At 46.2% G+C, this 23,464-nt stretch carries 16 protein-coding genes; 2 read left to right on the top strand and 14 right to left on the bottom strand.

The window, feature by feature from the left end; genetic code table 11:
* Positions 1-86 precede the first annotated feature (86 nt).
* Positions 87-1,982 carry a squalene--hopene cyclase gene (gene shc, locus BLS14_RS04610; protein ID WP_090949762.1) on the top strand — a complete coding sequence of 632 codons (1,896 nt, stop codon included), beginning with the start codon at positions 87-89 and terminating at the stop codon, positions 1,980-1,982.
* 126 nt (positions 1,983-2,108) lie between these two features.
* On the opposite strand, the gene BLS14_RS04605 is transcribed toward shc, so the two are convergent.
* Positions 2,109-5,492 (bottom strand): galactose-binding domain-containing protein, encoded by a 3,384-nt coding sequence (locus tag BLS14_RS04605; RefSeq protein ID WP_090949759.1) that lies wholly within the window; start codon positions 5,490-5,492, stop codon positions 2,109-2,111.
* A gap of 579 nt (positions 5,493-6,071) precedes the next feature.
* A complete protein-coding gene (locus tag BLS14_RS04600; protein ID WP_090949757.1) occupies positions 6,072-7,127 on the bottom strand; it encodes a YeiH family protein in 1,056 nt (351 codons plus the stop codon).
* Between the two features lie 182 nt (positions 7,128-7,309).
* Here BLS14_RS04600 and BLS14_RS04595 point away from each other — a divergent pair, with 182 nt between their 5' ends.
* Positions 7,310-8,203, top strand: a complete 894-nt coding sequence (locus tag BLS14_RS04595) for a LysR family transcriptional regulator (RefSeq protein ID WP_090949753.1) — start codon at positions 7,310-7,312, stop codon at positions 8,201-8,203.
* 30 nt (positions 8,204-8,233) lie between these two features.
* Here BLS14_RS04595 and BLS14_RS04590 read toward each other — a convergent pair whose 3' ends face one another.
* From BLS14_RS04590 to BLS14_RS04535, 12 genes are all read right to left on the bottom strand, one after another.
* Entirely contained in the window at positions 8,234-9,856 is a 1,623-nt protein-coding gene (locus BLS14_RS04590; RefSeq protein WP_090949751.1) for a glycoside hydrolase family 13 protein, read from the bottom strand.
* Positions 9,857-9,915: 59 nt separating this feature from the next.
* Positions 9,916-10,809: a carbohydrate ABC transporter permease gene (locus BLS14_RS04585; protein WP_079697595.1), complete on the bottom strand. Its 894-nt coding sequence runs from the start codon at positions 10,807-10,809 to the stop codon at positions 9,916-9,918.
* A 13-nt stretch (positions 10,810-10,822) separates the two neighbouring features.
* Positions 10,823-11,737: an ABC transporter permease gene (locus BLS14_RS04580; protein ID WP_063565144.1), complete on the bottom strand. Its 915-nt coding sequence runs from the start codon at positions 11,735-11,737 to the stop codon at positions 10,823-10,825.
* Between the two features lie 61 nt (positions 11,738-11,798).
* Positions 11,799-13,535 carry an extracellular solute-binding protein gene (locus BLS14_RS04575; protein ID WP_090949748.1) on the bottom strand — a complete coding sequence of 579 codons (1,737 nt, stop codon included), beginning with the start codon at positions 13,533-13,535 and terminating at the stop codon, positions 11,799-11,801.
* A 337-nt stretch (positions 13,536-13,872) separates the two neighbouring features.
* A complete protein-coding gene (locus BLS14_RS04570; RefSeq protein ID WP_256336142.1) occupies positions 13,873-15,531 on the bottom strand; it encodes an extracellular solute-binding protein in 1,659 nt (552 codons plus the stop codon).
* Between the two features lie 48 nt (positions 15,532-15,579).
* Positions 15,580-16,986 (bottom strand): response regulator transcription factor, encoded by a 1,407-nt coding sequence (locus BLS14_RS04565; protein ID WP_072732748.1) that lies wholly within the window; start codon positions 16,984-16,986, stop codon positions 15,580-15,582.
* A complete protein-coding gene (locus BLS14_RS04560) occupies positions 16,983-18,695 on the bottom strand; it encodes a sensor histidine kinase (protein ID WP_063565147.1) in 1,713 nt (570 codons plus the stop codon). The genes BLS14_RS04565 and BLS14_RS04560 overlap by 4 nt, the downstream gene beginning before the upstream one ends.
* Positions 18,696-18,853: 158 nt before the next feature.
* A complete protein-coding gene (locus tag BLS14_RS04555; RefSeq protein WP_079697598.1) occupies positions 18,854-18,976 on the bottom strand; it encodes a sporulation protein YjcZ in 123 nt (40 codons plus the stop codon).
* 133 nt (positions 18,977-19,109) lie between these two features.
* Positions 19,110-19,952, bottom strand: a complete 843-nt coding sequence (locus BLS14_RS04550; protein WP_063565148.1) for a DUF427 domain-containing protein — start codon at positions 19,950-19,952, stop codon at positions 19,110-19,112.
* 1 nt (position 19,953) lies between these two features.
* On the bottom strand, positions 19,954-20,781 hold the full coding sequence (locus BLS14_RS04545) for a DUF427 domain-containing protein (protein ID WP_090949746.1): 828 nt from the start codon (positions 20,779-20,781) through the stop codon (positions 19,954-19,956).
* 36 nt (positions 20,782-20,817) lie between these two features.
* Positions 20,818-22,362, bottom strand: a complete 1,545-nt coding sequence (gene hutH, locus BLS14_RS04540; protein ID WP_090949744.1) for an HAL/PAL/TAL family ammonia-lyase — start codon at positions 22,360-22,362, stop codon at positions 20,818-20,820.
* Complete coding sequence (locus tag BLS14_RS04535; protein ID WP_063565151.1) at positions 22,355-23,461, bottom strand: DUF917 domain-containing protein; 1,107 nt, start codon at positions 23,459-23,461, stop codon at positions 22,355-22,357. Before BLS14_RS04535 ends, hutH begins: the two co-directional genes overlap by 8 nt.
* Positions 23,462-23,464: the final 3 nt, after the last annotated feature.

The raw sequence follows: 23,464 nt of genomic DNA, 5'->3' as shown, positions 1-23,464 counted from the left end.
TGGATTCCACGCTCATTCTGCTCCTCATTTCCCCCTGATTGCCATCATATAATACAAAAATGACGTCCTCTGGAGGTATCCCTTGAATGAGCCATGTACTGAGCGCAATTGATGAGGAAATAAATCGGATCATGACTTCCTTGCTTCAACAGCAGCAACAAGATGGTTCCTGGCATTTCTGTTTTGAGAACGGTACGGTAATTGATGCTTATGTCATCATTCTCTTTCGGATATTGGAAGTCCCGAATGAAGCGCTGATCCGGGAGTTGCATGATCGTATCCTTAACGAACAGCAACAGGATGGATGCTGGAAATTGTACGCCGATGAAGAGGATGGAAATTTATCCGCATCGGTTGAAGCGTACTACGCCCTGCTATACTCCGGGTACAGCCAGAGTACGGACGAGCCAATCCAGCGGGCCAAACAGTATATTCAGTCCAAAGGAGGTATTGGAAAAGTTAGCAGCATTTTGACCAAAGCCATTCTTGCCGCTACCGGACAAATGAAATGGCCTTTATCCATCTCTATGATCCCCCTGGAAATACTGATGTTCCCTACCTATTTTCCCATCAACTATTTTGAATTTTCCGGTTATTCCAGAGTTCACCTCACTCCCATGCTCATTATGGCCGACTTGCGCTTCGCCCTTACACCACCCCATGCGCCCGATCTATCTGATCTGACTGACTCACGAAATGTTGGAGATGAGCTAACGACTCCGGGATATCAGGAAATGCAGGACGACATTCTAAGCGGGAGCAGCCGACTGATCGGTAACCCTCGCCACATCCACGACACTGCACGAAAAAAGGCAGAACAGTTCATAATAGAGCGGATTGAGTCTGATGGCACATTATACAGCTACGCCAGCAGTACAATTCTCATGATCTTTGCCCTATTGGCCCTAAAATACGATAAGCAGCATCCCCTGATTACAAAAGCCATAACCGGACTCACGGCAATGCAGTGCCGTTCTTCTGGAGGTCAAACAACGATTCAAAACTCCCCCTCTACCGTATGGGATACGGCCTTAATCACCTACGCATTGCAGGAGGCTTCTCTTACCGATGACCATAAGGCTATTCAACTCGCGGCCTCCTATTTGCTCTCCCGTCAGCAAGATAAAAGAGCCGACTGGAGCATCCATAATCCGAATACCGTCCCTGGAGGATGGGGATTTTCGGAGTCGAATACAATCAATCCAGACGTGGATGATACAACAGCAGCTTTACGGGCTATTCGAAGCTTGTCCACTACTCTTCCAACGTTTCAGGAATCCTGGAATCGTGGGCTGAATTGGGTCCTGTCCATGCAAAATAAAGACGGCGGCTGGCCGGCATTCGAAAAAAATACGAACAAGGAGATGCTCACCTGGCTCGCCATCGATGGTGCCAAATCTGCGGCTACAGACCCTTCAGAGGCTGACCTAACGGGACGTACCTTGGAGTACCTCGGAAACTTTGCCGGGCTTGATACCAGGCTTGAATGGATCAAACGTGGAACAAAATGGCTCATTCGAAACCAGGAGAAAGAAGGCTCATGGTACGGAAGATGGGGCGTATGTTATATCTACGGTACCTGGGCTGCATTAACCGGTCTTACGGCAGTTGGACTACCAGCAAGCCATGTTACATTGCAAAAAGGAGCGCAGTGGCTCTTAAGCATCCAGAACTCCGACGGTGGCTGGGGAGAATCCTGTCAAAGTGACCGACTCTTGCACTATGTGCCATTAGGGGAAAGTACTCCTTCCCAGACCGCTTGGGCACTTGACGCGCTCATTGCAGTTCAACCCAAGCCTACACCTGAGATGAATCAAGGCGTTCTACGGCTTATTGCATCAATGCACGAGAACGATTGGAGAACCTCATATCCCACAGGCGCAGGTCTTCCCGGGAACTTTTATTCCCATTATCACAGCTATACATATATTTGGCCTCTTCTCACGTTAAGTCACTACAGAAGCAAATATGGGGTATCTTAAAAATTTACTTTGCGCGGCTATTTTTTCAATATTTCAAATCCGGATCAATCAATGTTCACCTTACTTCATCAAAGTAAGCTAAAAAACAGGGAACTCATAGAGCTCCCTGTTTTTGTTTGAAATAATTTATTGAATGATCAAATTAAAGCCATTTTGAATCTGATTCACATTAGGGTTGGCAATGTTGCTTGTTGTCAGATTATTGAATGTGGCAGAACCATTACCGGTATAGGTGTATATTGCTGCACCTTTATGTGGGGTTGTGAACCTAGATGTCTCAATTCCGTCCAGACCGGTACCATTAATGTTGATGTTATTAAACACAATATTCTGGAAACCGCCGCCGTATCCGAATTGAACAGCACTGCGCTGCGTATTGAGGATATCAATATTGGTAAACGTAACGTTCTTGATGGAATCGTTGGAAGCTTCAAGATCAATAGCTCCGCGTTCACCATTGTACAGATCTTTACTCGTGCCGCTGTTAATAATCGTTGTATCGGAGAACAGAATACCTGTGTTATCTTGGAAATGGTATCCAGGGAAAACAGTGTTCATCCGGATCGCCGAACCGCCAACCGTGTCAACAATCAGGTTGTTGGTTGCCTTATGTCCACTGCCACCAAAGAACGCGATGCCTGCTGCGCGCCAGTTATTCTCAATCGTGTTGAAGGAGAATGTGTTGTTCACACCGGCAGGAGCACCATTCACGTTGCTAGTCCATACGGCCAGACCATCATCACCATTGTTGCGGACACTGCTGTTGCGTACAGTCGAATTGCTCGTGCCTTGGGCAAAGTTGACACCGTCAGCAAGGTTATTCCGAATACGACTGTTCTCGATCACTAGGCCATCGGCAATGATTGCAGGTGTGTGGGCGTAATCCCCTACCCAGAAACCACATTCAAAGTGCTCAACCCATACGTTGCTAACCTTTGAATTTTTACCGAAATTGTCCATAAAACCTTTGTAAACTGCATTCTCGTTATAGCGCGAACGCAGCATGGAATTCATATAAATATTGCTGAAATCCAGCTTACCCTGCACACGGAAAGAAATTCCGCCTGAGGCTGCATTAGGGTTGGTAAATTGAATGTTCGTATGCCAGATACCTGCACCTACAATGGTGAGATTGTTAATCATATTCGTCGGCGTACCAATTTTCCACATATTGCCCAGATGGAACGTGCCCTCAGGGATATATAGAGTCTTGCCTGTAGATACCGCGGATTGGACCGCCGCTTCGAATGCGGCAAGGTCATCTTTTCCATCATTTGCAATCGCACCAAAATCGGTTACAGAGACAGAGTTAGCCGGGCGCGGGATCACCGCCTGAACGGGTTCGATTTCGAGGAAATCCACACCGTATTCCAGGTTATCTCCATTGTTTTTCTGAATACGAATGGTATCTCCAGCTTTTAGAGGTGTATCCAGTTTCCAGTGCACTTCATCAAAACGGAACAACGGACGTCCTGCACTTGGCGTATCCCCCGGATGATCACTGGAGAAGTACTGCCAATTGTAGTAGGAGGTCAAAGGAACCGTTTTGGCCTTGGTCCCGTTAACATAAACGTCAAGTGCGCCGTTAAGACCCATGCCATCTGTGGAATCCGGCATCGTGAATCGCATGGTTACACCTGCGCCTCCCTCCCCTTGTCTAACCGTCCATTGAGCATAAGAACCGTTGGAAGGAAGTGCGATATAGCGCTGGCCAGAGGCTTCCGAAGCCGTAAGAGCCTGATCAAAGGTTGGTGCGGATTTCAGTGTGGCACTGCCACCACGCGTAGCATCATCCGTATCATACCGGGTATAAGGCATGCTTGCACCACGAGCTGAATATACGTTCAAACCTGTTGTAACGACGTTATTCGTTTGTTTGACCGGAGCTTCATTGTTGTCCACTGCTACGGTAGTTGTCACATTGTAGTTACCAGTTACAGCAGTCCAGGTACCTACATTGACATTGACCGAAGCTCCAGGTGCCAATGTACCGGTATAGGAACCACTATACGTCTGAAGTGTTGCTCCGGCAGCGTTCTTGAGAACCACTGTAACTCCGTGTGCACCACCTGCGGAGGCCATGTTGCCTTGATTTTTCAGATTAACTGTAAATGTTACTGTGCTGTTTGCTGTAGGGGTTCCTGGACTCCAAGAGACCGTGCCTACCAGATCAGAACTTGTAATCGGTGCAACCACCAAAGAAGAAGCGTGTGTGTAATTATTGTTTCCCTCATTCTCTTCAATGATCTGGTTATTCTCATCCACCTTGGCACTGAGCGTATATGATGCAGCTGCTTTATTGCCAGCATTAAGCGAGACCGTAGTCGAAGCCCCTGCTTGCAAAGCAGCTACTGATGAGGAACCTGCTAGCTCGTTGTTCAGATAGAAGTTGACGTTAGAAGCTGGAGAAGCAGCGGAACCAATGTTTTTGACGATGGCATTTAGGGTGATGGCATTGTTCTCCACTGGAGAAGATGGAGACCAGGACATGCCTGTAATCGTCAGATCAGGATTAGGTGCAGGTGTGCCGAATACCTGAAATTCAGCAATTTGCCCGGCAGGAGCGCCCGAGTTCGTGGTAATGTTCAGTTGCAGACGTTTAACCGTGGCTGTAACGGGAATGGTCACCGTGTTACCGGAAGCCGGGTTGAATGTATATGATTGGGCGGAAACCAGATTACTGAAGGTGGTTGTATCCTGGTTATGTCCAAGCACTTGAATGGTCTGTGTTCGGGTGCTCCAGACCGGATCCGGGTTTAGTTTAAGTACAATGGATGTAATCTTATGATTGGAGCCGAGATCCAACGTTAGTGAGCTTGGATTGCTGCCCCCTTCCCAGTACGAATTGATATTGTTATCGTTTGCATTCGCAGCTACGAAGGATAAGGTACTGGACGATGCAGTAATCGACTTACCGATGGCGATGTTGCTTCCCTCTGTAGGGATGATTGGGGGATCCACAGGATCGGGGCCAGGTAGCGTTGGTCCCTCACTGGCTGGACCGTAAATTTCAAATGTCGACAGTTGAGCCGCCGGCCACTCGGAATTGCCCGTTACGCTTAAGCGAACGTACCTTGTCTCGACAGCAGGAAAATCGATGGTAACCGAGTTCTCCCCAACGGTTGGATTAAATACATAATCCGCAGAACCCACGATATCCGTGAACGATGAACTGTTCGTGCTGCCTTGCACGGTTATCGTTTGGGTTCTCTTTTCCCACACTGTCGGAATCTTCAATACGATTTGGTCAATGTTGGTGTTGGTGCCAAGATCCACTTGAATCCATTGGGGGAACGCGCTATTCGTACTTTCCCAATAGGTTGCTTGGTTACTGTCAATCACATTGGTCGGGCTGTATGTTTGGTTGTACCCGCTCGCGGTAACCTGTTTGCCCTGTGCCAGGTCCGGACTTTCGGCTGCTGATACAGGAGATGGAAATCCGACAGTCAGGAATACGTTCGAGATCAGCAGCGTTAATACGAGTGAACACATAATGTACTTGTTGCGCAAATTCAATTCCTCCTCAGGTTATTAGCAAAATGGTTTTTCAATGAAAATGGACGGTTGATCTTCCTTATTTTTTCGCTGCGCCGATCATCACCCCCTTATCAAAGTACAAAACAAAAAAATAGAAAACTCATACAACAACATGGTTTCACGACAGTATTGCGTGGTCGCTACTTAACTTGAGGAGTTTCTTGGATAAACTGATTTGATTTTCTGCTTGGATTTGTCATCTCTGGAATAGATTAAGTATAAACCGCTTCCAATTCTCCTTATCGGACCCCTAGAGACGGTATTCGGACTTCTGATGTTCCTTTTTGGATGTTAACGAGCAGCCTTAAGGCTTGCGAGCAGAAAATACATCGTTATCCAGACTTTCCTGTGTGTATTTCGGACGTTTGAACCAAAAGAGGGAAATATTTATAATTTTTCAAGCGATGGATTTATACTATTCCTTTCGTGTTCATTCTGGATCTAATGACCAGCATCTTTCAAACAACAAAAAGCACGCATTGATCCACTTAGGGTCAATGCGTGCTTTTTGTTAACGTCATTTAGGGGAATACCTAAGTTTGAACACACGCCTTAGTTCAGGCCAAAGCCACAAACGAGCATGAAGCCGAGAATGGACAACACAATAGAGCCCAGTAATCCTGCCAAAAAAGGTTTCTTGCCTAGACGACGGAAGGTTGCAATATCCACACCCAACCCCAATCCAGCCATCGCCATCGCCAGCAGCATATAGGACAGAACCAGAAGTCCCGAGATCATCTCTTGTGGAATAATGCCCAGCGTGTTTAATCCACTCATAGCCAGAAACCCGAAAATGAACCAAGGCACTGGCAATTCTCGCCAGCGGATACCTTTAGATGATTTTTGCTCTCCACCACGCGCCTGTCGTGCACTCCACAAACCGATGATCAGTGCAATCGGGACCAGCATAGCGACCCGGGTTAGCTTGACGATAACTGCCATATCTATTGCCGCTTGCCCTCCTGGTGCAGCCCCAGCGATGACGTGTGCCACTTCATGCAGTGTAGCTCCTGTGAATAAGCCATATCCTTTCGCACTTAAACCCAATACCGGGTATAACAATGTGTATGCAAGGGTGAAGATTGTTCCCAATATAGCTACCGTGGCCGCACCTACTGCCGTTTCTTCATCTTTGGCCTTGATCTGTGGCGCAATCGCGACCACTGCCGCTGCACCGCAGATGGCTGTTCCACAAGCAGTCAGCAGCCCTATTCGTTTGTCGATCTTTAACCATTTGCTCAGTCCGTAGACAACAAAAATCGTAACAACAACATTAATTGCCGCTAGCGCAACGACTTTGTAGCCTGCATGGACAATATCCAGAAGGTTCAACTTCAAACCAAGCAGGATGATGCCAAACCGCAGCAATCGTTTTGCCGAAAAGGAGATCCCTGATTGAGCGGTCAGCGGAACGCCACGCACTGCCCGGTACAGGATACCTAGCAGAATTGCAATAACCAATTGACCCATAATATTTAAAAGCGGTAGATAACCCAGCAGCTTGGCGATAAACGAGAGTAATAAAGTCAGTCCGATCCCCTGCAGAAATCCCCTGTTCCTAACACCTTTTATGTTTTTAACGAATCTCAATTGTGTCTGTAAAATCATAGCTCCACACTTCCTTATTGGATAAAGTATATCCTTACTATAGAAGTAGACAGGAAGGAAGTGAAATATGAATCTGCGATCCTAATCATTACAAAAACTTATGATTGATTAGGTATCTTATGCTAAAATGAGCTCAATAGGCTTATAACCAAGAAAATACACTGTTCAAATGAGGAATTCTAATGATAACTGATGCGTTAAAAGTCTTCGTTACCGTTGCGGAACAAAGCCATTTCTCCAAGGCCGCAGAACTGCTGAATCTGTCCCAACCTGGGGTAAGCCTTCATATCAAAAATCTGGAGAATGAGCTGGGAGCCAAGCTGCTGCATCGTTCTCCAAAACAAGTGTCCCTGACTGAAGCGGGGGCAATCCTCTACAGACATGCCAAAGTCATTCAGGCCCGCTACGATGAAGCTCGGCAGGAAATTCAGATGCTGCGGAATGAGGTGACCGGAAGCATTCAGATCGGAGCCAGCTTCACCATCGGTGAATACATTTTGCCTAAGAAATTGGCAGAATTCGCATCACAGTATCCGCAGGTCAACATTCAGGTTACGATTGGCAATACCCAAGAGATTCTGTCTGCGGTTAGGGGAAATCAACTGGATATCGGATTTGTGGAGGGTGAAGCTCAAGCCTCGATTGACCTTGACGTTATCCCTTACATGAAAGATGAGATGATCGTAGTAGCTCCTTCCGGTCACCCCCTTTCCGGTTCCGTCGTGGTAGAGCAGAACTTGCTTCAGGATCAGGTCTGGGTTCTTCGTGAGTTGGGTTCGGGAACACGCGCGTTTAGCGATCATTTTATGGAACAGACTGCAATCCGTCCGAAGCGGTCCTATGTTTTCACCAGCAGTCAGGGTGTGAAGGAAGCTGTTGCTGCGGGACTCGGAATTGCAATGGTATCCAGATGGATTGTTCATAAGGAGTTGGCAACCGGGGAAGTCGAAGAACTGCGAATTAGACAGCTGCATCTGGAACGCAGCTTCTCCATCATTCGCCACAAGGAACATTCACATTCCATGGCGCTTGATGTTTTCTTGCAAAAGCTTCTTTTTGTCAAAAAAAAGGGTTGAAGGCTATTCGCCCTCAACCCTCTTTTGAAATTACACAAGCAGATACATCCTTGCTTCATAAGGACGAAGTGCGTTCTCTGAAACAACGTCCGAATAGTTACTAATTAATAATCTTTTATCCCCTGCAAATTCGCTTGGAAGCTGGAATGGAACAACTTTGCCATAGAAGTTGCACAGGACTAGCAATTTGGTATCACCAAGTGTTCGTGTGTAAGCAAAAAGGTTGGTGTCTTCCGGATACAACAGTTCATAATCCCCATAAATGATCACTTCATGCTCTTTTCGCAGCTGAATCAGTGTTTTATAGTAATGGTAAATGGAATCCGGATCATGTATAGATTCTTCCGCATTAATCTCCGTGTAATTCGGATTTACCAAGATCCATGGTTTGCCTTCCGTAAAACCCGCATTTTCGGAAGCATCCCACTGCATCGGCGTACGTGAGTTATCACGGCCTTTTGCATAAATGGATTCCATCACTTCTTCCTCTGGATACCCATTCTCGACCCGTTCCTTATACAGATTCAGCAACTCAATATCACGGTATTCTTCAATAGGGTAACGTACGTTCGTCATGCCTAACTCTTCACCCTGGTACACATATGGCGTACCTTGCATGCCATGAAGAAGAGTAGCCAGCATTTTGGCAGACTGCACACGATATTCCCCGTCATTTCCCCAACGGGACACGATCCGCGGAAGGTCATGGTTGTTCCAGAACAAGCTGTTCCAGGCTTCTCCTTTCAGCTCGGTCTGCCATTTGGATAACACTTTCTTTAATTGAAGCAGATCCAGCGGCTGGAGATCCCACTTGCCTTTCCCCTCCTGCTCATCCAAGCTAATGTGTTCAAATTGGAAGACCATGGATAGTTCACTGCCGTCCGGGTTGCTATAAAGCTTGGCACTCTCGGGCGTTGCTCCCCAGGTTTCTCCGACGGTTAGCAGATCACCCTTCTGGAATGTCTCTTTACTGAGTTCACGCATATATTCATGCAGATTTGGCCCATTTCCTGTAATTTTGAGGTCAGGCTGCTTGCCAATCAGATCGATAACATCAAGACGGAAACCACCTACGCCTTTATCCATCCACCATTGAATCATATCATATATCTCTTGCCGTACCTTGGGGTTCTCCCAGTTGAGATCCGGTTGTTTAACAGAGAAAAGATGCAGATAATACTGTCCCAACTCGGGGACCCATTCCCAAGCCGATCCACCAAACGTTGAACCTAAATCGTTGGGAGGTGTTCCTTCCACACCATCTCTCCACACATAATAATCGTGGTACGGATTATCCTTGCTTTTCCGGGCTTCCTTGAACCAGGGGTGCTCGTCTGATGAGTGGTTAAGCACCAGATCCATGATAATTCGGATGTCCCGCTTGCCTGCTTCCTGAATCAGCAATTCCATATCTTCAAGTGAACCAAACATCGGATCGATATCCTGATAATCGGAAATGTCATACCCGTTGTCATCTTGCGGGGACTTGCACACTGGTGACAGCCAGATCGCACCTATCCCAAGATCCTTCAGATAATCGAGTCGGGATAATACACCTTTCAGATCCCCGATTCCGTCACCATTGCTATCTTGAAAGCTGCGGGGATAAATTTGATATACGACAATTTCTTTCCACCAACTTTTATTTCCCATAACGCACCACCTTTCTCTTGAACCAGATTCTGCTTATCCAATTTCCGTTTCATTCACTATTATTCTTTTACCGACCCCACAACAATTCCGGTTACAAAGTATTTTTGCAGCAGCGGATAAATCAGCAGCAGCGGAATGACAGCCACTACGATTTTGGCTGCATTTAGATTTTTGTTCGAAATCTCAGTCAGATTGCTGAGCTGAGCTGAGTTTGTGCCGGATTGCAGAAGTTCAGCAATATTTACGTTAAGAGACTGTATGTAGGTCATTAACGGATAATTGCTGACTTTGGTCATATAGATCAATCCACTAAAGAAATCATTCCATGTGCCCACGATACTGAATAGGGATACAGTCGCCAGCGCCGGAATAGACACGGGCACATACACTTTGAACAGAACCTGCAATGCGTTCGCTCCATCGATAAAAGCCGCTTCTTCAAGCGCTTTAGGTACTGCGGCGAAGAAGTTCATCACAAGGATGACACTGAATATCGGGACAGCACCTGGCAGTACAAGCGACCAAATTGTATTGAGCATATCCAGGTTTTTGATCAACAGATAACTAGGGATCATGCCCCCACTGAACAGCATGGCAAAAATCATGACATTCATATATATATTTCTGCCCTTAAACTCCCTTTTCGATTTGGAGAGCGGGTAAGCCATCAAAACAATAAGAATCATGTTGAGTATAAGGGATAGAGCCACACGTAGAACGGAAATGCCAAAGGATCGCCAGAACTGCGCATCCTCAATAATTTTCGAATAAGCGGCTGTTGTAAACTTGACGGGTAACAGACCTACGGCATTGGCCGAGACGGCCTCACTGCTGCTGAATGAAATCGCAACGATATTCCATAATGGAAGGAGGCAGATCAAAGCCAGCAATATAACGATGGCGTAGATGACAAACCGGCCCATTCGGTCTTTCAGGCTTGCGGAATAAGACACAAGTTTCGCCTCCTTAGAATATTTTTCTGTCGGTGTATTTTTTGGCCAATTCGTTGGCGGACAATAATAGAACAATACCGATCACTGACTTGAACAACCCAACAGCCGTACCAAAACTATACTGTCTGCCAACGAGACCAATCCGGTATACATAGGTATCCAGAATATCGCCCGACTCATAGACAACCGGGTTATACAGATTGTAGATTTGATCGAAGCCTGCGCTCAAAATATTGGTCAGACTCATGACCCCCATGAGCAGGATAATAGGCAGCATACCCGGCAATGTAATATGCCATACTTTTCTCCACCAGCTCGCTCCATCTATGCCTGACGCTTCATATAGGCCGGGATCAATCGAGGTAATTGCAGCCAAATAAACGATGGAACTATAACCGAATTCCTTCCATACGTCCGTCCCGATAATTAGCGGTTGGAACCAGGTATTGCTTCCGAGAAAATTAATATTTTCCAAGCCGAAAAAGGCTAAAATCTGATTTACACTTCCATCCAGGCTGAACATGTTAACGACCACGGAGGCCAGAACGACCCAAGACAAAAAGTGAGGCAGATATACAATGGTCTGCACGGATTTTTTAACGAATTTAAAACGGATTTCATTTAATAAAATGGAAAAAATGATGGCCATCAGTGTCCCGAGTAGAATCTTGGCGATGGCAATCACCAACGTATTGCTGATCACTTGGCCGATGTCCGGCAGTTTGAACATATAAATAAAATGCTTGAGTCCAACAAACTCGGAGCCAAACATACCTTTGGCTGGTACATAATCCTGAAACGCCGTAATGACACCAACCATTGGAATGTAGCTGAATACCAGCAAAAATAAAATGCCTGGCAGCATCATCATATGATACATGGCACCCGTGCCCAAGCGGTTTCTTGCTTTATATTTTTCCTGCTTCATGGATGAACCCCTTTCCTGAAGAAAGGCTGCTTAGCGCAGCCTGTCAGCAGTGTTAGCTTAATTATTTTTGGGATGTGGTCTCGGCTTCGATCTCCTGGATCACTTGATCGCCGCCTTGTTTCTTCCAATTGGTGACGAATGTTTCGAAGTAATCCAGCGGTTCTGCACCCGTTATGATTTTGATGAAAGATTCCTGTTCCATCTTGGTCAGGTTAGCCCACGTCTGTTTCATGCTTGGTGTAGTTCCAGAGAACGCTGGCGTCATCCAGTTAAATTTGCCTTCTTGGGTCAACTTATCAATTAGCCCCACTCCGTTCATACGTGAGTGATATTTCGACCAAGCTGTTACATCATCCGTATCCTGGTCTTTCAAGTACGTTTGGATACTGCCAATATTGTTCTTCGATTCTGTTGTACGAACTTGATCCAAACCGATCTCGCCTTTAATTCCACGAACGACGTCGGAGTAATCATCCAGCAGTGAGGTTGCCGAGTTGACTTCGATATTAAAAGGTCTGGTTGAACCGTCTACGCCGCTTTCCAAATACTTGGCTGCCTCTGGCATGGTAGTTGCGACATCTTTGTCATTTGCCAGTTTATCGTAGAACAGATTTATAATTTTAATCGCGAGTTCCGGGTGTTCATATCCTTTTCTCACTACGATAAACTGACCGGATGGATTGGCGTGTGCCACGTTTACCTTGCCGTCTGCATCTTCCAACGTGTAAGCCGTGAATTTCGCATGTTTATCCATCTGTTTAACACTGCTCAGTCCCCAGTCTGGAATGTGCCACGGTCCAAAAGCAATTCCGCTCTGACCGTTTGTGTATAGTGCATTGATATCATCAAAAGTACGAGTTCCAAATTGCGGGTCAATGATACCTCTCTTGAACCAGTCGGCCATAACACCCAGCATCTGCTTGGTTTCCTCTGTAGTTGAACCATAAACGATGCTGCCGTCTTCACCCTTCATCCAGTATTGAGGATACGCCCCTTCGGTTGAAGCAACACCCAGCATGGTGTAGGCAGAACCATTATAGTCCGTCGTATTCAGGGTGTTCACAAAAGGAATGCCCACCGGTTTCCCGGTTTGCCCAGGATCTTTTTTCAGGAACTCTTCTGCTGTTTTCTCTACATCTTCGAGCTTGATGGCACCGTCTCCGTCAACATCTAGTTTGATTCCCAGCACATCCAGCCAATCCTGACGAACCCAAACCATAGTTGGTGCGGAGTCCAGAGAGGTTGCTGGAAGGCCCATCAGTCGGCCATCAATCGTGGCATTGTCCAGTGCACGGCCATCGTAGGAGTCGTAAACCTGTTTGATGTTATCGGTGGCATATTGTTTGTATACTTCCGTCAGATCTTCAATCAGATCATTATCAACCAGTTCTTTAAGTTCATCCTTGGAATCGACACGCATCATATCGGGCAGTTCCCCGGAAGCGATTGCAAGAGAAACTTGACGACTGTAATCTTCACCGTTAGCCTCAAATTGGTCCTTAATTTGTGCGTTAAACGATTCTTTAACCAGACGGGTATACGCATTGTTCTCATATGTATCTCCAGCCGGTAATTTCGGGTTCGCCGTCGTAACACGCCCCATCGTTACCGTCACTTCGTCTTTATAGGCACTGAACGGATCTCCAGGTGTTACCTCATATTGGCCTGCATCCTCAGCAGTCGGTGGATTGGAGGATCCCCCACAGGCTGCAAGGACGGAAACCATCAATGCGGACATGGACAGCACAGCCAGTCGTTTCGTCAACAGTTTGCTTTTTATTGACCAATTTTTTCTCATCAAATTCAACTCCCCTTCGTTCTGATTATTTCTCTATCATGTTGTTTGCGCTTTCATTATAAAACTTGGAGAAGCTTAATCGAGATAGGGATTAAACGCTAGTTTGGATAGAGAAATGTATACAGTTTTCACTCGGATCAACGATCAACATGGAGGTTGTGAACATTTATCTTACCTACTGACTTACATTTGTCTATCCTCGTTAATAAGGGAAGGTAGCACAGCGAGTGTGGCACAAAGAAAAACCGGCAAACTCCTCAAACAGGAGTCTACCGGCTATGAATGATTGAATTGAGTACAAAAACGTGTGGAATTCAGCGTTGTATAGGTTAGCTCTTCAGCGTTGATTCTGGGATGCAGTCACTTCAGCAGTTACTTGATCGCCGCCCTGTTCCTTCCACTCCTGTACAAATTGATCGAATGAATCGATCGGTGCAGCGCCTAAAATAATTTTCAAAAACGTATCATGTTCCAATTTGGACAGTTTAACCCACGAGCTCTCCATGGCTGGCGTGCGTTTGTAGGTAAGGCTTCGAACTTTATGAATATTCGGATCAAAGAAGTTTCTTCCACCCACGAGTAATGAATAACCACGCATAAAGTTCTCACTGTGCTGATCCCAATACGAAATGCCAAGTTGATCATAAGGCTTTAGCTTGGTTTGTTTTATCGTCGAAACCGTATTTTCCAACAGCTTATATTCGGACTTGTCCTTGAAATCAGCTGGGGATTTGGTTCCAGCCAGAATCTCCTGCACGGCTTTGGATTCAAATCGGGCTTCATCTGCTGGAGCAAAGAAATTGCGGCTGAGCATAAAACTCGTACCATACTTGAACTCATCCCGGAGGTATAGATTGTTTATTTTAATGATCGCTTCCGGATGAGCATACCCTTTGCGAACCACCAGGAAAGAACTTGAGGGATTATCCACCTTCACACGAAATGCTCCATTTGCATCCAGTGGGAGCGCGTAAGCCTGCCAGTTCGCCTTGGGATCATTCAGCCAAGCGCTTGGGAGCGGCCAGTAGCCTGCAAAGAAACCTTGAAAGAACATCCCCGCCTGTCCGCTAATGACGGTTTCCTCTGGTTCTTTTCGGATGCCCAGATCTGGATCAAGGAGACCTTTGGCATACATATCACGAAGCCTGACCAAAGCGTTCTTTGTCTCTGGTAGAATCGAACCGTATACAGGTTTTCCATCTTTTTCGAGCCAATATCCGGGGAAAGCTCCATAAGCCGCGAAGATCGGTGTTAGATCAAAAGCAAAAGCACTGTTGTTGAAATCGTTAAACAGACTTGTGCTTGAGGCAAGCCCGATCGTATCCCGTTTCCCGTTCGTATCCGGGTCCTGCTCCACAAAGGCCTTCGCTATTGCTTCCAATTCGTCCACCGTTTTCGGTGGTTTCAACCCAAGATGATCCAACCAGTCCTGCCTGATCCAGAGCATGCTGAAGTCTTCCGCCGTCACAGACGGAACAGCCATCATTTTCCCTTCAAAGGTCACTTGTTCCCGTGCCAATCCATTAGTGCTGTCGATAATTTTCTTCATCTCGGGTGAAGCGCTGCTTGCGTATGCCTTGGTTAGATCTTCAATTTCTCCCGCTTTGACCATCTCATTCAACTGAACCTGATTAACGATCATCGCATCTGGCAAATCATTGCTGGCGATAGCCAAATCAATTTTCTGACCGAAATTCTCTTTGGATACCTGCCACATGACTTCGACATCAATGTTAAGGTTTTGTTTAATCGCCGTTTTCCACATGTTCTTTTCTAATGTCTCTCCTTCAGAGAGATCCGTACCAGTTGGGTCGACCACATATCCCAACCGGATGGAAACGGGATGTTCATATCTGCCAAATGGATCGGTGGAGGCTGTGTCAGGTATAGATGTTGCTGGTCCAATAGGCGATTCCCGAAAGTAAGAAATACTGAAAAATGCGATACCTGCAATCAAGCTGACGACAACAACACACGCAGCCATCTTCTTGATCATTGCTTTCCCTTCTTTCACCGGATTTCAGTCGGTTATGTGGAGCGCACACTATTTGTCCGCTCTGCCTAATTGTCGATATTCACTAGGCAGCACGCCTGTCAGTTCGCGAAAGATTCGGCTGAAATATTTCTCATCCGTATAACCCACCCGCTCTGCAATCCAGAAAATCGTGTTGTTTGTGTTCAATAAATACTCTTTCGACTTCTCCATTCGGATATATCGGGAGTAATCATTAAAGGTTTTTCCCATGATGTCCTTGAAGCATTGGCTGAAATAACTTCGACTAATGTTGAGTTGCTGGGACAGCCCTGAAGCTGTAAAAGCCTGATCCAAATCATTTTGCATAATCATCACGGCTTTTTTCACACCATCTATCATTTCCTGAGAATACGAAGTCTGTTCATCCGCCTTTCGAATACTCTCAGAGGTCTGCTTGATCCACTGTTCCACTTCGTACCAGGATTGAAAAGAATGGATCATTGAGATTCTGCCCAGCGTAGTCTGGGCAAAAAGATGGTTCCACTCCATGACCAGGGAATACAGTAATCCCATCAATTGCCCTTTTTGCAGCCTTAGGGATTTAAACTCTTCAACAAGCTGGTTATAAAAATTGTCGTTATGCGTCCACGGAGATAGAAACCAACTTCGCTTAATTCGATCCATGTCCTCATCCTGAGGTTCTGTTGGAGAAGTGTCTTGTTCATTCAAGGAAACGGCAATAACCGGATCTTGGGGTTCATACGCATAAAATAAGGACGTTTCTGTATAGTTTATAATCCAGTTTTGAATTTGCGACCATGTCCGTTCTTGGACATCAGACAATACCAGTAGGGCTCCTTGGGGAATTTGATCCAAGTATCCCTTCAATCTATCGAATAGCTGATCCTCTCCATCCAGGGATGCCGCCCACATCCAGCTGTTCCGTTCCACTTCAAATAGGACCTCGTCTACATTGGATTCGAGTCCAATGGGCCAATTCTGGCCGGACTTTCGGTCCAGTGAAACCAGAGCATACACTTTACGGTAATGGATATTGGTTTCACCAAGCTGCGGCAGCTTTCGTCTTGTATTCGCGAGCTCACCAATCCGGGTATGTATTCGATTCAGCACATGTTCGAACTGCTCCTTCTCGAGCTGAACTTTGGCTATATAATCGATCGCTCCCAGCCTAAGCGCCTCTTGGATATAATCGAAATCCTGATGAAGGGTAAGCACGACAATATGAAGCTCGGGGTAGAGCTGCCTTGCAGCGCGCATCAGTTCAATGCCAGACATCACCGGCATCGCCAGATCCGTTAACATCAGATCTACCGAGTTGGATTCCAGAAAATCCAATGCCTTAGCCCCGTTACTTGCTTCTCCAACTACCTCCATGCCGAACTCGTTCCACGGCATCGCGGAGCTTATTCCTTTTCGTACCAATTTATCGTCATCCACAATCAATACCTTAATCATGCCGAGATATCTTCTCCTTTGATCGGAAGTATAAGCAATATGCTTGTCCCTGTTCCCAATTCACTCTCAATCACCAGTTGAGCTTGATCACCGTATTGTGCTTTTAACATGCGGTGAACGTAATTGAGCCCAATGCCCATCCCTACTTTTTGATGTTCAGCTACACGGTTGTTCAGAAGTCTTTCAATCGCTTCCTCCGTCATGCCTGCTCCGTTATCCTGAATCATAATGTTTAGCGTTTCTTTGCGTGTGACTTCAATTTGAATAAAACCTTCGTCGCTCAGTCCGTGATAAAGTGAATTTTCAACCAACGGTTGTAGTATAAAACGAGGTACAGGTATCTGAAGCACTTGCTCATCTGCGGAAATACGCACATCAAATTCAAAATCATATCGGATTTGCTGCAGGGTCAAGTACTGTCTAAGCGCATCAATCTCTTCTTCCATTGTGGAAACCTGTCCCAATTTACCTAAATTGTAATACAACAGCTTATTCAGGGACTGCACCAGCTTGTCGATCTCCCCTTGTCCATTCATTACCGCCAGCCAGTGGACCGTATCCAGCGTATTCATCAAAAAATGAGGATTGATCTGGTACAGCAGCTTTTCCACTTCAAGATCTGCACGAATTTTCTCTTTCTGCTGCACCTCTTTAAAGAGGTCACCGATTTGATGCTGCATATTCGAGAATTCGCCTAACAGAAAATCAAATTCGGGAATTTGCGTACGGGTCTGACTGCCTGCCGTTTGTGGATTTTGAGACATTCCGTTGATTTGCGAATGGAACAGACCGAGGGGTTTATAAACCATCTTCCACAGCAACCAAGCCAGAAATACCGTAAAGCCAAGGAAAAATAAAGCGACCAGTAATATTTGAAGCAACCATTGGTTTTTCTCCTGTTGATACTTGGCCTGCGAGATCACCGACACAACGCTCCAGTTCTGAGTGGAGTCCTGTCTGAACCAATGATGACCGCGAGCTATTCCGTCCGATGCTGTACCATTCGATAAGCTGGAAAAATTCTCACCGACTTTCATCGCTTCGGGAATCTCACTATACACAATGTTTCCCTCTCCATCGAGGATCAAGTGGGATAAATCTCCTTTGTACTGATTGTAACCCAATATATCCTGCGCAAGGTGAAAACCGGATTCAACGTAAATATAAGCATCGTCCCTCTGGGGTAATTTTACCTTCCGCATGGCGGATAAGACGAGTTGATCATCAAACCGGTTCATACTGACATGAGGACCATAGTAGGTGATCCCATATGCTTTGGAGAGCACAGGCAAAGATTCGGGTGAAAAACGGTCCTTTATGGGAAAGTTTCCGAACTGTGTGGAGCCATCCTTCTGAAAATAATACAATGTCAAACCTATATTCGGGTTGGTAAACGTTACGACATTTAATTCGCTCTTTAATTCATCCCGCGTTTCAATCAATTCAAATATATTGGAGGATGGTTTCAACACCTCATCCAACTTTTTACCTAATGTACCACTGTAAGACAATTGCTGAGTAACATGATTCAGGTTGGTGATCGAATTCTCCAGTGAGGAAGTCACCTGCTGTAAATTGCTCCGAATGCCATCATCGATCTTGTTCGCAAAAATGGAATCAATGGTGTAGTAGGAAATTGCAAATATACTAATGAAGGGAATAAACGCACTGAGAAAAAACAGCAAAAAGATCCTTTTTTTAAGTGTCATTCCAACCTATTCTCCTTAACTTCATCCATTCTATGTTGAATGCATAACTCCATAATTATAGATTGATAATTCTATATGTCAAACGCTTTCAAATTGTAATCATGACAAAAAGACTCTGCCAGCGGAATGCCAGCAGAGTTGTTCATAAGGTAAAGGAATTAAACCAGGAACGCTTTAGAGATGATGACCAACAAGATGAACAGAACAAGGATTGCACCGATGGATGTGAAACCACCGTATCCACCAAGACCTCCAACATTTCCATATCCTACTTCACTCATGTAATCTCCTCCTCTTTTGTGTTATGTCATAAGGTATTCAAATCGTTGTGTATTGACAAGGCTTTTGAGCCAATCATCAAAAAAAGGGCGCTATCCGCTTATGCAGCAGACAGAGTCCCCCATCACACACTCATCATTGTCTTCTGACAGTTACTTCAGTTTCATTAAAGAATTCAAGTGCAGAATAGTACCATTTTGGTTTGGGCTGTAACTCGCCATCCACATAGACATCGACTTGCTCATTATAAAACGACATCAATCCAGCAATCTTTGGAATTTCAGGAATTGGATTTAGATAGCTCCACACGATATTCTCATAGGTCTGTCCATTGAGAACAGCCGTCCAGTAGGATGCATCACCTTTATAAGGGCAGGATGTATGCTTGTCATTTGCGGTGAGCACATTCTGATCCACGTCTTCAATCGGAAGATAATAGCGAACGGGGACGCCCGTTTCAAATACAATCATCGGGCGGCGGCTATCTGCAAGCTTGATGCCATCTAGAACGATCTGAACATGGCGGGAACTTTGGATCGCATCAACTCGCTTGTATGGGTCACGCGGGTGGACGAAGATCTGCTCTTCTTCTTCATACCAGGCGTCCACCTTGTTCCAATAGAAAGCCACAAAACCTTTGATCGACTCGATGTCCTTAAGTGGATTCTCATAACCCCAGACTGCATTTTCAGAAATACGCTCACCCACTTGAATGGTCCAGTAAGAAGCATCCCCTTTAATAGGGCAGTGGGTCTGCAACTCGGTCTTCACCAGAAATTGTTGCGACACATCTACTTGTGGAAAATAATAAACCGGTAGCTTGCCGCGCTCATGAAGTGTAATAACACGTGTGCTGTCCGCAATAGTCTCACCAGCAAACGTGATGTGAACCCGGCGCGGATTTAGATCTGCCTTCAACATTAGTTTATCTTCCTGACGCAGAGAGCAGGCAATAGATGAATCCAGATGATTTACCATTTCACTTTACCCCCCATCCTAAATTGCGGTAAGGAAGGCGATCATCAGCAGATAGGGACCACTTTACCCCATCCACATAGAGCGCATCCACTGACTCATGATAAAAGCATAACAGTCCTTCAACTTCATGAACTTCTGGTAATGGGTCCTTATAGCTCCAAACAAGATTATTGTATTCTCTTCCATTAACTGAAGCAGTCCAATAGCTGGCAATCCCTTTATAAGGGCAAGTTGTGGTTAAATCAACGGGCTTCAACAAATCAAGGCGCACATCCTCCTGATGAAGATAATAACGCGGGGTCAATCCTGTCTCATAGAGAATCACAGGTCGCTTGCTATCAGCAACAATTACTCCATCTAACTCGATTTGAACATGACGTGAGGCTGGAATCGCATCCACCCTAGAATACGGGTCCCGCGCATGAACGAATACTTCTTCCTCTTCTTCATACCAGGCATCTACTTTGTTCCATGAAAAAGAATAATGATCCTGCAAATAGACCTCTTCCTGTTGCACACCCGAATAGCTCCATACCGCATTCTCTACCGTACGTCCACCGCTGCTAATATGCCAAAACAATTGATTTCCTTTATACGGATCATTCACCAGCTTTTCTGAAGGTATGAATACGTCAAGGTTCACATCTTTCTTCGGAAAATAATAAACGGGGAGTCTGCCTGTTTCGGTAACAACGAGAACTTCCTTGCTGTCTGCGATAAACTGCCGGTCAAATTTTACGCGAATCCACTTTGGACTGACCTCCGCACGAATTTGCCAGCCCTCTTGGGAATGGTCCCGTAAAGACCACTGGGGATCAACATGTGCCATTGTAACTTCCTCCTCTTTCCATCATTATTGAGAGAATTAGTTCATCTTCCCACGAACTGCTTTCAGCCATTTCCCTTCCTTAAGCAGAAGGTAAGCACGCTCTATATCTATGGTTTGATTACGGTCTTCTGACAAAAAAGGAACCTCGGAACGCAACAGTTCATAACCTGCTCTTGTCCCCTCACCCAGAGTCATATCCATACGCAGATCAATAGCTTGAGCAGCATGGAGCGCTTCAATCGCCAAAATATAAGTAACACGATCAACAATCTCTCTTACCTTGCTTACAACGTAAGGAGAATTGGCAGCATGATCCTCCATGTCTCCCGCGAGTGAGAAATAATCAGATGAAACGGGATTACTCAAATGACGAATTTCTGCATCCAGTGAGGTTGCTGTTTTCTGAACCGTGCAGAAACCGACGGAGCGGCTCGAATCAGCAGTTAAGAAACGGCTTAACCCTGTAAAGTCCGGGTCACCCAGCTTGATCATGCGATAGCATGAACTTTTGGATACATGATGCAGCGCACTTCCAAGCATCTCGAAGCCTAATGTCCATGTTATGGGATCATAATTGGCGCAGGACAAGATTCTCCGCTCTTCTGTCAGCACACAGGGGTTATCGTCCGAGCTATTGAGATGAACTTCAAGCTGCTGGCGCGCATAGGCATAAGCATCTCTTGCCGCACCATGAATCTGGCAAGCGTCACGGAAGCTCAGCGGGTCTTGCAGCGAATCAGGATTAAAACCATTCCAGAGTCCGCTGCCTCGCAGACTACGCCGGACCATGGCCAGGCTCTTTAACTGCCCTGGAAAAGGACGCTTGAGATGAACCGCTTCATCCAACGGACTAATATTTCCCCGGATGGCTTCCAAAGACAGCGCGTATACAGAGTCTGCGGTATCCAGTAATTCTTGGATGTCGAAGAGCGCCAGTGCTCCGTTTCCGGCTGAGAGAGCATTGGAACTGACGATAGCCAGACCGTCCTTGGGGCCAAGGCGCAGGGGTTCCAAACTCATTACCATTAACGCATCGCTCGCTGGTATCCGATTGCCTGCCATGTTCACTTCACCTTTACCAATCATGGCCAGACCGATATGCGAAATCGAGGTAATATCCGCCGCACCCACAGATCCGCGAAGCGGTAGAACCGGGTGAATACCCATATTGAGAAAATCTGCATAACGTTTGGCAATACCGGGCTGAGCACCGGTAGCTCCTGCAAGCAGGCTATTTAACCGGGCAAGCATCACAGCACGAACGACATCTTCTGTAGCCTCCGGCTTCACCCCAGCACTGTGAGATAACAATAAATTCCGGTTATAACCTTCAAAATAATCATCTCCGATGACCTTGTCCTTATTCCAGCCTACTCCACGATTCAGTCCATAGACAGGAACGCCTTCTGCAGCTAGTTCATAAATTACTTTACGTGCAGAGACTAGTCGTTCCCAGGCTTCATCTGCAATCACTACGGATCTCCGCGAACGAGCCACACTCTCCACATCCTCAATGGTCATGCGGCTTCCGTCCAATACAATTTGGTTAGAGCTGAGCAAGAGAATGCTCTCCTCAAGCATAGATTGTTTTCTCCTTGTCAAAAGCATAGCTCTGCAAATCGATGCCCAGCATTTCTTCCACCTCGGGATATACGGTGGGGTCCTTTACACTGGAACTCAGTGGTACCTTGGATTTATCAATGGCGAAGACCGCTATTTCCATACCCTCTTCAACATCTCCTACACTCACAGGCAGACCCTTCTTCAGGTCAAACGTAGTAATTACGTCCGGGAACGTGGTCAGGCGTGTACCTTCATCGTCCTCAACAGCCATATATTCATTCATCACATGAAGTGTAAGCCTACGGTTGGGGATGGATACTTCGATCGTACCCACATCGAAAGCACCTGAATAATGAACATTTTTTGTCGTCACCGTCCCTCTGCCGAGGATTCTTCCATTGGTCTTGTGTACCACGGCCTCTAGCACCGCTTCCGGACCATCCGGCTCTGCCTCCATAATGACACGGCCCAACTCAATCGCTATCGAGATGCCACCGATCGCAGCGTGCTTCTTAATATGTTTGATCGGGAGCGGGTGCCGTGCGGCAGCAATAAACCCACCCGCCATGTCCGAAGCAGTACGCAGTATATTGGAGGTCCGTGCCGGAGTTCCCTTAACCACAAGTTCCATGTAGCTGCCAATCTCTGGTTTGCCGCCAGCCACTGCTTGTATCGTCTCGTAATCAATAGAAGACGCGAGGCCAAGTGAGCCCATCTTGCCTGTCGGATGTGCGCGGATATCTCCAGTAGCATCAATAACAGCAAGACCAAGGGCTGCTGCCGGCAGCCAACCGTTAATCGTGCTGGACATGCCATTCTGCGGAGTCATGACCCCGGCTATTTTGCCATCATAGTTTTCAATGATTAGCTGAACAGCCTTAATGTAGTCCTTTCCAAGCATTTGCCAGTCTCGTCCGGCAGGTGCCCCAATTGCGGTACATGTCAATATAATGGCGTCATCCGGCAGTTCATCTACCGACAGGAGCTTCGGTCGTCCGATACTCAGTGCCGCGTGCCCAATCTCCAGTCCATGATCCACCCAGCCTCCGCCGCCGCTGGCAAATACAGAGCCGCCTTTGACAGCAGCGTTTACATCATCTCTTGTTAATTCCCGCATAAA

This window comes from Paenibacillus sp. OK060 (assembly GCF_900101205.1).
Classification (GTDB): domain Bacteria; phylum Bacillota; class Bacilli; order Paenibacillales; family Paenibacillaceae; genus Paenibacillus; species Paenibacillus marchantiae.
The sequence above is the reverse complement of the archived record's forward strand: the minus strand, read 5'-3'. Positions and strand labels throughout refer to the sequence as shown.

Bases quoted from the DNA above. Each gene is read 5' to 3' on its own strand.
- shc (WP_090949762.1), top strand. From the start codon at position 87: ATGAGCCATGTACTGAGCGCAATTGATGAGGAAATAAATCGGATCATG.
- BLS14_RS04600 (WP_090949757.1), bottom strand. From the start codon at position 7,127: ATGATTTTACAGACACAATTGAGATTCGTTAAAAACATAAAAGGTGTT.
- BLS14_RS04595 (WP_090949753.1), top strand. From the start codon at position 7,310: ATGATAACTGATGCGTTAAAAGTCTTCGTTACCGTTGCGGAACAAAGC.
- BLS14_RS04590 (WP_090949751.1), bottom strand. From the start codon at position 9,856: ATGGGAAATAAAAGTTGGTGGAAAGAAATTGTCGTATATCAAATTTAT.
- BLS14_RS04580 (WP_063565144.1), bottom strand. From the start codon at position 11,737: ATGAAGCAGGAAAAATATAAAGCAAGAAACCGCTTGGGCACGGGTGCC.
- BLS14_RS04575 (WP_090949748.1), bottom strand. From the start codon at position 13,535: ATGAGAAAAAATTGGTCAATAAAAAGCAAACTGTTGACGAAACGACTG.
- BLS14_RS04570 (WP_256336142.1), bottom strand. From the start codon at position 15,531: ATGATCAAGAAGATGGCTGCGTGTGTTGTTGTCGTCAGCTTGATTGCA.
- BLS14_RS04565 (WP_072732748.1), bottom strand. From the start codon at position 16,986: ATGATTAAGGTATTGATTGTGGATGACGATAAATTGGTACGAAAAGGA.
- BLS14_RS04560 (WP_063565147.1), bottom strand. From the start codon at position 18,695: ATGACACTTAAAAAAAGGATCTTTTTGCTGTTTTTTCTCAGTGCGTTT.
- BLS14_RS04555 (WP_079697598.1), bottom strand. From the start codon at position 18,976: ATGAGTGAAGTAGGATATGGAAATGTTGGAGGTCTTGGTGGATACGGT.
- BLS14_RS04550 (WP_063565148.1), bottom strand. From the start codon at position 19,952: ATGGTAAATCATCTGGATTCATCTATTGCCTGCTCTCTGCGTCAGGAA.
- BLS14_RS04545 (WP_090949746.1), bottom strand. From the start codon at position 20,781: ATGGCACATGTTGATCCCCAGTGGTCTTTACGGGACCATTCCCAAGAG.
- hutH (WP_090949744.1), bottom strand. From the start codon at position 22,362: ATGCTTGAGGAGAGCATTCTCTTGCTCAGCTCTAACCAAATTGTATTG.
- BLS14_RS04535 (WP_063565151.1), bottom strand. From the start codon at position 23,461: ATGCGGGAATTAACAAGAGATGATGTAAACGCTGCTGTCAAAGGCGGC.